Source organism: Terracoccus luteus (genome assembly GCF_003635045.1).
GTDB classification, from domain to species: Bacteria; Actinomycetota; Actinomycetes; order Actinomycetales; family Dermatophilaceae; genus Terracoccus; species Terracoccus luteus.
On the sequence record NZ_RBXT01000001.1, the window covers coordinates 1,343,655 to 1,356,338 of the forward strand.

A 12,684-nucleotide genomic window follows, 5' to 3' on the forward strand; every position below is an offset into this window, starting at 1 on the left:
CGCGGGTCAGGCGAAGAGGGCCTCGACGTCGTCGGCGAAGTCACGCATGACGACGTTGCGCTTCAGCTTGAGCGACGGGGTGAGGTAGCCGTTGTCCTCGGTGAAGTCGCCGTCGAGCACCGCGAACTTGCGGATGGACTCGGCCTTGCTCACCGCGAGGTTGGCGTGGTCGACGGCCTCCTGCAACGCCTCCTGCACCGCCGGGTGCGAGCGGGCGGCGTCCAGCGACACCCCGTCGAGCCCGTGGTTCTTGGCCCACAACGGCCACATCTCGGCGTCCAGGGTGATGAGCGCGGCGATGAAGGGCTTCTGGTCACCCACGACGATGCACTGCGACACGATCGGGTGGGCGCGCAGGCGGTCCTCGAGCACGGCCGGCGCGACGTTCTTGCCGCCCGCCGTCACGAGGATCTCCTTCTTGCGACCGGTGATGCGCAGGTAGCCGTCACCGTCGAGGCTGCCGAGGTCACCGGAGTGGAACCAGCCGTCGACGAGCGCGTCACGCGTCGCCTGCTCGTTGCCGTGGTACGCCCCGAAGACGCCGACGCCGCGGACGAGGATCTCCCCGTCGTCGGCGATCCGGATCGCGCTGCCGGGCAGCGGCGGACCCACCGTGCCGATCTTGACCCGGTCGGGGGTGTTGACGCAGACGGGGGCCGTCGTCTCGGTGAGGCCGTAGCCCTCGAGGATGAGGATGCCGATGCCGCGGTAGAAGTGGCCGAGGCGGCTGCCCAACGGGGCTCCGCCCGAGACGGCGTACCGCACCCGGCCGCCCATCGCGGCGCGCAGCTTGGCGTAGACGAGGCGGTCGAAGACGGCGTGCCGCAGCCGCAGCGCAAGTCCGGGGCCGGCCTCGTCCTGCGCGGCGCTCCACGCCACGGCGACGTCGGCGGCCCGGGAGAAGATGCGGCCCTTGCCCTCCGCCGTCGCCTTGGCCTCGGCCGAGTTGTAGATCTTCTCGAAGACGCGCGGGACGGCCAGCACGAACGTCGGCTGGAAACCGGCGAAGTCGTCGAGCAGGGTCCGGATGTCGGCGGAGTGGCCCATGCGGGCGCGCCCGGACACGCAGAGCACCTCGATGAACCGGGCGAACACGTGGGCGAGGGGCAGGAAGAGCAGGGTCGCCGCGCCGTCGGACAGCACGACGTCGCCGAGCTTGCCGATCGCGTTGTCGGTGAGGTCGAGGAAGTTGCCGTGGGTGAGCTCGCACCCCTTCGGGCGCCCGGTCGTGCCGGAGGTGTAGATGATCGTCGCCGGGCTCGTACGGTCGATGCCCTCCAGCCGCCGGGCGAGGTCGTCGTCGCCCACCTCGGCGCCCAGCTCGCGGAGACGGTCGAGGGCGCCCTCGTCGACGACGAGAACGTCGCGCAGGTCGGTCGCCTCGCCGCGCACCGTGTCGACGACGTCGCGGTGGGCGGAGGTCTCGACGACGACGGTGCGCACCCCGGCGTCACCGAGGATCCACAGCACCTGCTCAGACGACGAGGTCTCGTAGATCGGCACGACGACGGCGCCGGCGGTCCAGGCCGCGAAGTCGAGCACCGTCCACTCGTAGCGGGTGCGGCTCATGATCCCGACCCGGTCACCGGGCTCGACGCCGAGGGCGACCAGGCCCTTGGCGACGGCGCGCACCTGCTCGTCGAACTCGGCCCACGTCACCGGGCGCCACGTCACGGCGCCGCCCGACGAGGTGGCGGACGAGGTGGCCGACGAGGTGGCCGACGAGGTGGAGCGGACCGAGAATGCGGTCTCGGGCCCGGCCTCGGCCGCGTTGCGCCCGACGAGGTCGGCGAGAGACCCCTCGGTCGTCGGCACGGTCAGCGGGTCGACGACCATGTCTCTCACGGGCACTCCTTCGGTCTGCCGGAGGCCGTCCGGCGGGCCCCGGTAGTGGTCGAGCGGGTGGCGGGGCAGGCGTGGCCGCCCCGGCTGCGCACATCCTCGCACGGCCCCACCCGCGAGGGGGGAGCGCCGGTCACGTGGTCGGTCGGCCGGGCGGGGTCGGTGCCGTGAGGTTGCCGAGCACGGGGCCCGTCAGGATGCCGGGGGGCCGGCTCGAGGGCAGGCGGTAGCCTTCGGCGCATGGCCGATCGCACCGAGTCCTCCCTGCTCATCGACGCCTCCCCGGGCGAGGTGCTCGACGTCATCGCCGACTTCGAGGCCTACCCCGAGTGGGCCGGTGAGGTGAAGGACGTCGCGATCGTCGCCGAGGACGGTGACGGCTGGGCCGACCAGGTGCGCTTCACCCTCGACGCCGGGGCGATCAAGGACACGTACACCCTCGAGTACGAGTGGGACGTCGTCGAGGACGGCACCGGCGTCGTGTCGTGGACCCTCGTGTCGGCCACGGTGCTCAAGGCGATGAACGGCTCCTACACCCTGACCGCCCAGGGCGAGGGCACCCAGGTCACCTACCGCCTCGCGGTCGACGTCAAGATCCCGATGATCGGGATGCTCAAGCGCAAGGCCGAGAAGGTCATCGTCGACACGGCGCTCAAGGAGCTCAAGAAGCGCGTCGAGGGCTGACCGTGCCCGAACCGCACACCAGCTCGGAGCCGCCCGTCGACCCCGGCGCCCACCCCGCGGCGGGCGACGGTGACCACGCCGACCACGCCGACCACGTCGGCGCCACGGACGGACCGCCGTCCGTGGCCCGCGAAGCCGCGCGGCTGCTCGAGGTCCTGTCGGCCCAGGGCTACGGCCGCCCGGCTTCCCGGGGGCCCGCCTCCGGCGACACGGCCGACAAGGCCGGGACGACCGACGCGTCCCCCGCAGCCGACTCGGCCGACCGCCCCCGACCCGACGCGGACGCGCCGTCCACGGGCGGGGACGCCACGACATCCGGTCGGCACACCGACCACGCCGGCGACCACGACGGCGACCACGCCACCGACGCCGACCACGAGTGCACGTGCGGGGGCCGGGCTCCCGCGGCCTGCGCCGTCTGCCCGGTGTGCCAGGTGCTCGCCGTCGTGCAGCGGGTCAGCCCCGAGACCATCGACCGACTCGCCGACTTCGCGGCCTTCGCCGCCGACGCCCTGCGTGACGTCGCCGAGCGGCGCCGCGGACCCAAGGAGACCCCGTGAGCCCACGCCTCGCCATCGGCATCGACATCGGCGGCACGAAGGTGGCCGGCGGGGTGGTCGACGAGAGCGGCGCGATCCTGCACCGGGCCCGCCGCGACACCCCGCACCGCTCGACCTCGCCGTCGGTCGTCGAGGACACCATCGTCGAGGCGGTCGACGAGCTGTTGCGGCACGTCGACCCCGACGAGGTCGTCGCCGTCGGCATCGGCGCGGCGGGCTTCGTCGCCGCCGACCGTGCCACCGTCGTCTTCGCGCCCCACCTGTCGTGGCGCAACGAGCCGCTGCACGACGCGCTGTCGGCCCGCATCCGCTACCCGGTCACGGTCGACAACGACGCCAACGCGGCGGCCTGGGCCGAGGCGACCCACGGCGCGGCGCAGGGTGAGTCGCACGTCGTCGTCATCACGCTCGGCACGGGCATCGGCGGCGCGCTCATCGTCGACGGGCAGGTGCAGCGTGGCCGGCACGGCATCGCCGGCGAGTTCGGCCACATGCAGATCGTGCCCAACGGCATGCGCTGCGAGTGCGGCAACCGCGGCTGCTGGGAGCAGTACGCGAGCGGCAACGCCCTCGTGCGCGAGACGAAGGGGATGATGGAGGCCGGCTCGCCTGTCGTCGCCGACCTGCTCGCCCGCCTCGGCGGCGACCCCGGCGCACTCACCGGTCCATTCATCACCGAGGCCGCCCGCGAGGGCGACCCGACCGCACGCGAGCTCATCGCCGACATCGGCACGTGGCTCGGCGTGGGCATGGCCAACCTCGCCGCCGCCTTCGACCCGGGCCTGTTCGTCGTCGGTGGGGGAGTCAGCGCCGCCGACGAGATGCTCCTCGCCCCGGCGCGAAACGCCTTCCGCAAGCAGCTGCCCGGGCGCGGCTACCGCCCCGAGGCGCGTATCGTGCGCGCGGTGCTCGGCAGCGACGCGGGGCTCATCGGCGCGGCCGAGCTGGCGCGCGCGGGCCGCGGCTGACGAGCCCGACGGGCACGCGAGGGTCAGAGGCGCGTGCCGTCGTCGAACGGGTCGCGCTCGCTGCCGCCGCGCAGCACGAGCAGCACGAACCCGACGACGATCATGACGAGCGACGTGACGAGCCACCAGCCGCTGCCGCCGCGGTCGAAGATGACGACCCAGAGCAGCAGCAGCGGGCCGCCGACGAGCCCGCCGACGATGGCCCAGAACATCGGGTCGTCCTCGGCCGTCGGCAGATCGGTCTCCGTCGGGGGGACGAAGTGCTCGCCCTGCCGGTCGTCGTCGACGAGGTCGAGCACGGCGTCGTCGTCACCGGGGGGCTGGTGCCCGCGCCACACGTGGCCGGCGCCGGGGGCGATGGGCAGGCCGAGGCCGCCGTCGCCGCCGGGGGCCTGCGCTTCCGGCTGTGGGGTGCGCGGAGCCGCCCCTCCCACCGCACCGGATGCCGTCCCGGCCGCGTCGGGCGCCTCGCTGCGGCGGGCCTCGGGGGCCGGCCGACCGGCATCCGACGCGGGCGACGAGGGGGACGGGGTGGCGGACGGCGCCGCGCCCAGCGCGTCACCGACCTCGGCGGGCGCGGTGGGATCGCCGGGCTGCGGGGGCTGCGGGGGCTGCGTGGACGCGGCCTCGTCACCGCCGGTGCCGCTCGACCCCTCGGGCGCGGCACCGCGACGCGGCTGCCGGTCGGGGGCTTCGGTGTCCCAGCCGGCGACGATGCGCTCGAACTCGGCGTCGAGGTCGCGATCGTTCATGCGGTGGCACTCCTCGACGTCGGTGACGCTGGGCGGCCGCCGGTGTGGCCGTCTGCCCGAATCCTCGCACGCGGCACTGTGGGTTCGCGAGTGCCGTAGAGTGCTCGCCGTCACAGGTGGAGGTGGACACGGTTGTTCTACTGGGTTCTCAAGACGATCGTCATCGGCCCGATCCTCAAGCTGCTGTTCCGTCCCTGGGTCGAGGGTGACGAGAACATTCCCGAGGACGGCGGCGCGATCTTCGCGTCCAACCACCTGTCGTTCTCCGACTCGGTGTTCCTGCCGCTCGTCGTCTCGCGGCGCGTGACCTTCCTGGCCAAGAGCGACTACTTCACCGGGCGCGGCATCAAGGGCCGCGCGACGGCCGCCTTCTTCAAGGGCATCGGGCAGCTGCCGGTCGACCGCTCCGGCGGCAAGGCGAGCAACGCCGCGCTGACGTCGGGGCTGCGGGTGCTGCGCCGGGGCGACCTGCTCGGCATCTACCCCGAGGGCACGCGCTCGCCCGACGGCCGGCTCTACCGCGGCCGCACCGGGGTGGCCCGGATGGCCCTCGAGGCGGGCGTGCCCGTCATCCCCGTCGCCATGATCGGCACCGACAAGGCGCAGCCGACGGGCAAGGTCATCCCGCGCATCATGCGCATCGGCGTCCGGGTCGGCAAGCCGCTCGACTTCTCGCGCTACGAGGGCATGGAGGACGACCGGTTCGTCCTGCGCTCGATCACCGACGAGATCATGTACGAGCTGATGATGCTGTCGGGCCAGGAGTACGTCGACATGTACGCCACCTCGATGAAGGACCGCCTGCTCAAGGCGGCCCGCGCCAAGGCCCGCGAGCTGCAGGAGGCGGCCAAGCCCGGCTCGGCCGCGCCCGAGCTCGAGGCCGCGCTCGACGCGGCCGACGGGGCTGACGGGGGTGTCGGGGCTGGCGGGGCCGACGGGGCGACGCCGCTGCCCGCGGCGGCGGAACGCCGGGTCGGCAGCCTCGGTGACGACGCCACCGACGAGGTCGTCGCCGACGCGGGTGCGGGTGCCGGTCAGGGTGTCGGCGAGGCCGGGCCGGACGACCGCGGCCCGGTGCGCGACGAGCGCGGAGAGGTCGCGTCCTGACCCATGGCCCGTGAGCGCGGCGTCGGACGCGTGGGGGAGCGGGTCGACGCCGCACCCGGCCACCCGGCATCCACCGACGTCGGCGTGACCGCGCGTGCACGGGCGACCGGTGTGGGTGGGGCCGGTGCGCGCTCCCCGTGGCCCGGCCGTACCGACGGTGGCGCGGCCGCCCTCTCGCTCGCCCACGACGAGCACGCCATCGTGCGCGGTCTGTGGCGGGGCATCGAGGTCTTCCGCGTGCTCGCGCTCGCCTACGCCGCCTGGTCGCTCTACGAACGCCGGGGCGACGTGCTGCACCCCACGGCGGCGGTCGCGGTGCTCGCCGTGCTCGCGGCGTGGACGGTCGCCCAGACCGTGCGCCCCATGCGCACGGTGCGCGCCTACACGGTCGAGCTGTTGCTGGGCTGCCTCGCCATCCTCGCGACGCGGCTCGTCGACGACGCCGACGTCATCACCGCCGGCGCGAAGACGCTGCCGTCGATCTGGCCGTCGGCCGCCATCGCCGGGTTCGCGGTGCTGCGTGGCTGGCGCGGGGGAGTGGCCGCGGGGTGCATGGTCGCCGCCTTCTCGTTCATCGAGGTCGTGCAGCCCACGGCGAACACCGTGACGAACTCGATCCTCGGGCTGCTGCTGGGCGGGTGCATCGGCTACTGCGTCGACCTCGCCCGCGAGAGCCACGAGGCGCTGCGCGAGGCGATGCGCCGCGACGCCGCGAGGGCCGAGCGCGACCGCCTCGCCCGCACCGTCCACGACGGTGTGCTGCAGACGCTGGCCTACATCAACCGTCGGGCGGTCGACCTCGGTGGGGAGGCCGTCACCCTCGGCGCGATGGCCGCGGAGCAGGAGCGCATCCTGCGCACCCTCGTCGGCCAGGGCGACCTCGGCGAGGTCGACCGCGCCATGACCGGCGCCACCGATCTTCGCGCGACGCTGCGACACGTCGAGCGCCCGGGGGTGCAGCTCGTCTCCCCCGCAGAGCCGATCACGCTGCCCCGGCGGGTGGCCGACGAGGTGGCCGCCGCCGTCGAGGCGGCCCTCGACAACGTGCGCAAGCACGCCGGCGACGAGGCCCGGGCGTGGGTGCTGCTCGACGACGACGGCCGCACCGTCAGCGTCACCATCCGCGACAGCGGTACGGGTCTGGCCGAGGGTCGTCTCGAGCAGGCGGCGGGCCAGGGGCGGCTGGGCGTCGCGTCGAGCATCCGCGGCCGGCTCGACGACCTCGGCGGCTCGGCCCGCATCAGCTCGGTGCCCGGTCACGGCACGACCGTCGAGCTGCGCGTGCCGAGCGCCGGACGGTGAGCGGCGCCGTGGGCGCGACCGTGACCTCGGAAGGGACGGGCAGGGACCGATGACAGGGGCAGACATGGACGGCAGCGGCGACGGAACCGACGGACCCGGGCCGGGCGACCCGGCATCCGGGACAGGCGCGACGCGCACCCGCGTCGTCGTCGCCGACGACCACCCGATGTGGCGCGACGCCGTGTCGCGCGACCTCGCCGACGCCGGGTTCGAGGTCGTCGCGACCGCCGACGACGGTCGGGCCGCGCTCGCCCGCACCCGCGCGACCGAGCCCGACGTGCTCGTGCTCGACCTCAACCTGCCCGGCCTGTCGGGCCCGGAGGTGTGCGCCGGGCTGGCCGCCGCGGGCGTCGGCACCCGCATCCTCATCCTGTCGGCGAGCGGTGACCAGCAGGACGTCCTCGACGCCGTCAAGGCCGGCGCCCTCGGCTACCTCGTGAAGTCGGCCGGGCGCGAGGAGTTCCTCTCCGCGGTGCGCGCCACCGCCGCCGGCGAGCCGGTGTTCACGGCAGGCCTCGCCGGTCTCGTGCTCGGGGAGTTCCGCCGTCGCCAGGCGCAGCCGGATGCCGCGGACGCGCGCGAGGTCCCCGAGCTGACCGAGCGCGAGACGGAGATCCTGCGCTACGTCGCGACCGGCATGGGCTACAAGGAGATCGCGGCGATGCTCTTCCTCTCGCACCGCACCGTGCAGAACCACGTGCAGAACATCTTCGGCAAGCTGCACCTGCGCAACCGGGTCGAGCTGGCCCGGTTCGCCCTCGAGCGCGGCATCGACCTCGGCGAGGCCCGTCGCTGACGGGCCCGACCTCCCCGGGACGCTCGCGGGACGTGATCGGATCGCGGACCCCGGGCGGGGTGCCGCGTCCGGGCGTCTACGCTGGATCGGTGAACACGAGCCCCACGACCGCGCCCGCCGACCGCGTCGCGGCCGACGGACAGCAGGCCCTCGCCGACCTCACGGCGGCCGCGACCGCGCTCGAGGCGGCGCAGCAGCCGAGCTGGCCCGACACGGCCGCCCTGGGTGAGGTCGTCGAGACGCTCGGCTCCTACCCCCCGCTCGTGTTCGCCGGTGAGTGCGACATCCTCACCGGTCGCATGGCCGACGCGGCGGTCGGCAAGGCGTTCGTCCTGCAGGGCGGCGACTGCGCCGAGACCTTCGCCTCGGCGACGGCCGACAACATCCGCGACCGGGTCAAGACGATCCTGCAGATGGCGGCGGTGCTCACGTACGGCGCGTCGGTTCCCGTCGTCAAGATCGGCCGGATGGCCGGGCAGTACGCGAAGCCGCGCAGCTCGACCGTCGAGACGCGCGAGGGCGTGACGCTGCCCGCCTACCGCGGCGACATGGTCAACGACTTCGCCTTCCACGAGACCGCCAGGGTGCCCGACCCGCAGCGCCTCGTGCGGGGCTACCACGCGAGCTCGGCGACGCTGAACCTCGTGCGCGCTTTCACGACAGGCGGATTCGCCGACCTGCGCCACGTGCACGACTGGAACCGCGGCTTCATCGCCAACTCGGCGAACTCGCGCTACGAGAAGATGGCGCACGACATCGACAAGGCCATGCGCTTCATGGACGCGTGCGGCGCCGACTTCGACGCGATGCGCACCGTCGAGTTCTACGCCGCCCACGAGGCGCTGCTGCTCGACTACGAGCGCCCGCTCACCCGCATCGACTCGCGCACCGGGCACCTGTACGACACGTCCGGCCACTTCGTCTGGGTCGGCGAGCGCACCCGCCAGCTCGACGGTGCCCACGTCGACTTCGTCTCGCGCATCAGCAACCCCATCGGCGTCAAGCTCGGCCCCAAGGCCGACATCGACGAGGTGCTGCGCCTCATCGACAAGGTCGACCCCGAGCGCACCCCCGGCCGGCTCACCTTCATCACCCGCATGGGGGCCGGCACGATCCGCGAGGCGCTGCCGGGCATCGTCGACAAGGTGACCGCCTCGGGCGCCACGGTGACGTGGATCTGCGACCCCATGCACGGCAACACCTTCGAGGCGGCATCGGGCTTCAAGACCCGCGACTTCGAGGACATCATCGAGGAGGTGCGCGGCTTCTTCGAGGTGCACCGCTCCCTCGGGACCGTGCCCGGCGGCATCCACGTCGAGCTGACCGGCAACGACGTCACCGAGTGCCTCGGCGGCGCCGAGAAGATCATCGACTCCGACCTCGGCAAGAACTACGAGTCGCTGTGTGACCCGCGCCTGAACCACCAGCAGTCGCTCGAGCTGGCGTTCCTCGTCGCCGAGATGCTGGGCCAGGCCTGAGCGCACCGTGGCCGACCCTGCGGGCGCCCTGCGCGCCGACCTGCTCAGCGACACCCTGACCCGCCCGACCCCCGGCATGCGCACCGCCATGGCGCAGGCCGAGGTCGGTGACGACGTCTTCGGCGAGGACCCCACGCTGCGGGCCCTCGAGGAGCGGGTCGCCGACCTGCTCGGGCACGAGGCCGCCCTCTTCACCCCGTCGGGCTCGATGGCCAACCAGCTCGGGGTCCGGCTGCACGTACGCCCGGGGGAGGAGCTCGTGGGCGACTCCCTCGCCCACGTCGTGCGGGCCGAGCTCGGTGCGGCCGCGGTGCTCTCGGGCATCTCGTCGCGCACGTGGGTCGCCGAGAAGGGCCGCTTCCGCTCGGCCGACGCCGAGGCCCTCATGATCACGGGGGTCGGGCCTTACCAGGTGTGCACCGGCCTCGTCGTCGTCGAGAACACCCACAACTTCGGCGGCGGCACCGTGCAGTCGCTCGACGAGATCCGTCGGGCCCGCGCCGTCACCCGGGAGCGTGGCGTCGCCATGCACCTCGACGGGGCACGGCTCTTCAATGCCTCCGTCGCCTCGGGCGTGTCGGTGCGCGACTACGCCGCCGAGTTCGACACCGTCTCGGTCTGCCTCAGCAAGGGCCTCGGCGCCCCCGTCGGGAGCGTCCTCGTCGGGTCGGCCGACGCCATGGCCGAGTCGCGCATCTGGCGCAAGCGGTTCGGGGGCGGCATGCGCCAGGCCGGGATCCTCGCTGCCGCAGGGTTGTTCGCGCTCGACCACCACGTCGAGCGGCTGGCCGACGACCACGCCCGCGCGCGCCGGGCCGCCGAGGCCCTCGCGCAGGCGGTCCCCGGCACGGTCGACCCGCAGACCGTCGAGACGAACATCGTCATCGCCGACGTGTCGGTGTCGGGGTGGACCGCGCCGCAGTTCGTCGAGGCGGCCCTGCTCCGCGGGGTGCGCACGTACGCCGTCGGGCCGCGTGCGGTCCGGCTCGTCTGGCACCTCGACGTCGACGACACCGCCACCGACGCGGCCATCGACGTCATCACCGATCTCGCTGAGACCGGCCCCGTCCTGCCCTGACCGGCCCAGGCCCCTTTCGGCCGGTCCCGTGGAGGGTTCGCGTCGCCCCGGCGACGACGGTCCTCCACGCCCCCGGATGCCGGTGCGCGGGGTCAGACGATGGTGAGCACGATGGTGCTGCCCTTGCGCACCGACTGGCCGCCCTCGACGCTCTGCACCCGCACGAGGTCGAAGAGGCGGCCGAAGGGATACTCCTTCTTCACGGTGAAGCCGAGGTCGGTCAGCGCCTTCTCGGCCTCCGCGACCGGCCGGCCGACGACGCCGGGCACCTGCACCATGACGGGGCCCTTGGAGACGGTGATCGACACGGCGTCGCCCCGGTAGAGCGTGCCGTCGGCGGGCGACTGCGAGATGACCGCGCCCTGCGGCACGGTGTCGCTGTTCTCGTCGTCGAGGCGCTTGACCGTCAGGCCGGCCCCCTCGATGGCCGACACGGCGGCGTCGACGCCCTGGTCGCGCACGACCGGCACGGTGATCGGCTGGCGCCCCTTCGAGACGACGACGGAGACCTCGGTGCTGCGCCGCACCGACGTGCCGGCGTCGGGCTGCTGCGAGACGACCGTGCCGGCCTTGACCGTCTCGCTCCAGTCCTCGGTGACCTTGCCCAGCGAGAGCCGTCGCGCCGCAAGGGTTCCGGCGAGCGAGTCGGCCGTCGCCCCGGCGAGCTTCGGCACGCGGTAGCGCTCCTGGCCCTTCGACACGACGAGCCGCACGACGCTCTGCTTGCCGAGCTCGGCGCCGGCCGCGGGGTCCGAGCGCAGGACCGTGCCGCGCGCCGCCGTCTCGGAGAACTCCTCGTCGGTCTCGACGTCGAGGGACGCCGCCTGCAGCCGGCCGCTGGCGACCGGCGCCTGCTGGCCGACGACGGTCGGCACGACGGTCGAGCCGCCGGGGCCACCGGTGAACCACCAGCCCGCGCCGCCACCGCCGACGAGCAGCAGCGCCGCCACCACCCACGGCCACCGGCGACGCCGGGCGGGCAGGCGGTCGGGCAGGGCGAGCGCCGACGTGTGCTGCACCGGTGCCGGTCGCGAGGGGGCGTCGTCACGGTGGAGCCCACGGACGGGCCCGGTCGGGGTGCCGCCCGACGGTGGGGCGTACGAGCGCGCCCCGGTCGAGAGCACCGCGGTCGCGGCGTGGTCGTCACGCCGCCGGTCACGCGAGCCGGCGTCGCGGGCGGCGGCCGGCCGACCGGCATCCACACCGTCGCGGCCGCCCTCGGGCGCGAGCGTGCCCCGGGCGTCGAGGACGTCGGCGGGCAGCGAGCGGCGCACCGACCGCAGGGCGGCGAGCAGCGCTGCGGCGGAGTCGAACCGGTCGTCGGGCTCGACCGCGGTCGCCTCGGCGACGAGGTCGTCGACGGGCGCCGGCACCGTGTCCACGAGGCGCGACGGCGCCCCGACCCGGTCGTGCACGTGCTTGTAGGCGATCTGGATGGGGGTGTCACCGGTGACGGCCTTGCGCCCCGTGAGCATCTCGAAGAGCAGCAGCCCGGCGGCGTAGACGTCGCTGCGGGTGTCGGCGACGCCCCGCTCGACCTGCTCGGGGGACAGGTAGCTGACAGTGCCGAGCAGCACGCCGGTCTGGCTCGTCGTCGTCTGGTTCGTGATGGCGCGCGCGAGGCCGAAGTCGGCGACCTTGACCTCTCCGTCGCGCCTGACGATGACGTTCTCGGGCTTGACGTCGCGGTGGATGATGCCGGCGGCGTGGGCCGCGCGCAGGGCCTCGAGGATGGGCTCGAGGATCGCGAGCGACTCGCGCACCGTCAGCGGCGCCTCCTCGTGGATGACGTCGCGCAGGGTCTTGCCGTCGACAAGCTCCATGGCGAGGAAGACGTCGCCGCCGCTCTCGCCCTGGTCGAAGACGGCGACGACGTTGGGGTGGCTCAGCCGGGCGGCCGAGCGGGCCTCGCTGCGGAAGCGCTCGACGAAGACGTGGTCGGCGGCCAGGCCCGGACGCATCACCTTGAGGGCGACCTGCCGGTCGAGGCGTGCGTCGAGCGCCACGTAGACGGTGGCCATGCCGCCGTCCGCGAGGTGGCTGAGGATGCGGTAGCGCCCGTCGACCAGCCGGCCGATGAGCGGGTCCGCCACGCTGGACGTCACGGCAGGAGTTTA

The 12,684-nt window shown here is 73.9% G+C and carries 11 protein-coding genes; 8 read left to right on the forward strand and 3 right to left on the reverse strand.

Translation table 11 applies throughout. The features are described from left to right. Positions 1-6 precede the first annotated feature (6 nt). Positions 7-1,845 (reverse strand): AMP-dependent synthetase/ligase, encoded by a 1,839-nt coding sequence (locus DFJ68_RS06145; RefSeq protein WP_420823652.1) that lies wholly within the window; start codon positions 1,843-1,845, stop codon positions 7-9. 237 nt (positions 1,846-2,082) lie between these two features. Between DFJ68_RS06145 and DFJ68_RS06150 the strand changes: the two genes are divergently transcribed. From DFJ68_RS06150 to DFJ68_RS06160, 3 genes are read left to right on the forward strand one after another with little or no spacing between them, the layout of a single operon-like run. Further along, the gene (locus DFJ68_RS06150) at positions 2,083-2,526 is read left to right on the forward strand and encodes an SRPBCC family protein (RefSeq protein WP_121031905.1); all 444 of its coding nucleotides are present in this window, start codon (positions 2,083-2,085) and stop codon (positions 2,524-2,526) included. Between the two features lie 2 nt (positions 2,527-2,528). Then, positions 2,529-3,086 carry a prolipoprotein diacylglyceryl transferase gene (locus tag DFJ68_RS06155; RefSeq protein WP_121031908.1) on the forward strand — a complete coding sequence of 186 codons (558 nt, stop codon included), beginning with the start codon at positions 2,529-2,531 and terminating at the stop codon, positions 3,084-3,086. Further along, a complete protein-coding gene (locus tag DFJ68_RS06160) occupies positions 3,083-4,054 on the forward strand; it encodes an ROK family glucokinase (RefSeq protein WP_121031910.1) in 972 nt (323 codons plus the stop codon). Before DFJ68_RS06155 ends, DFJ68_RS06160 begins: the two co-directional genes overlap by 4 nt. A 23-nt stretch (positions 4,055-4,077) precedes the next feature. Here the strand turns inward: DFJ68_RS06160 and DFJ68_RS06165 are convergent, their stop codons facing one another. Then, positions 4,078-4,806 carry a hypothetical protein gene (locus tag DFJ68_RS06165; protein ID WP_121031911.1) on the reverse strand — a complete coding sequence of 243 codons (729 nt, stop codon included), beginning with the start codon at positions 4,804-4,806 and terminating at the stop codon, positions 4,078-4,080. Between the two features lie 132 nt (positions 4,807-4,938). On the opposite strand from DFJ68_RS06165, the gene DFJ68_RS06170 reads away from it, so the two are divergent. The 5 genes from DFJ68_RS06170 (at position 4,939) to DFJ68_RS06190 (ending at position 10,567) form a co-directional block, all read left to right on the forward strand. Beyond that, positions 4,939-5,913, forward strand: coding sequence for a lysophospholipid acyltransferase family protein (locus DFJ68_RS06170; RefSeq protein ID WP_245963496.1), 975 nt, complete (start codon positions 4,939-4,941; stop codon positions 5,911-5,913). 3 nt (positions 5,914-5,916) lie between these two features. Next, complete coding sequence (gene macS / locus DFJ68_RS06175; RefSeq protein WP_121031913.1) at positions 5,917-7,215, forward strand: MacS family sensor histidine kinase; 1,299 nt, start codon at positions 5,917-5,919, stop codon at positions 7,213-7,215. A gap of 49 nt (positions 7,216-7,264) precedes the next feature. Continuing rightward, positions 7,265-8,011, forward strand: a complete 747-nt coding sequence (locus DFJ68_RS06180) for a response regulator (RefSeq protein ID WP_276330694.1) — start codon at positions 7,265-7,267, stop codon at positions 8,009-8,011. A gap of 89 nt (positions 8,012-8,100) precedes the next feature. Then, a complete protein-coding gene (locus DFJ68_RS06185) occupies positions 8,101-9,489 on the forward strand; it encodes a class II 3-deoxy-7-phosphoheptulonate synthase (RefSeq protein ID WP_121031917.1) in 1,389 nt (462 codons plus the stop codon). A gap of 7 nt (positions 9,490-9,496) precedes the next feature. After that, positions 9,497-10,567 (forward strand): threonine aldolase family protein, encoded by a 1,071-nt coding sequence (locus tag DFJ68_RS06190; RefSeq protein ID WP_245963497.1) that lies wholly within the window; start codon positions 9,497-9,499, stop codon positions 10,565-10,567. 92 nt (positions 10,568-10,659) lie between these two features. Here DFJ68_RS06190 and pknB read toward each other — a convergent pair whose 3' ends face one another. Then, the gene (gene pknB, locus DFJ68_RS06195) at positions 10,660-12,672 is read right to left on the reverse strand and encodes a Stk1 family PASTA domain-containing Ser/Thr kinase (protein ID WP_245963498.1); all 2,013 of its coding nucleotides are present in this window, start codon (positions 12,670-12,672) and stop codon (positions 10,660-10,662) included. Positions 12,673-12,684: the final 12 nt, after the last annotated feature.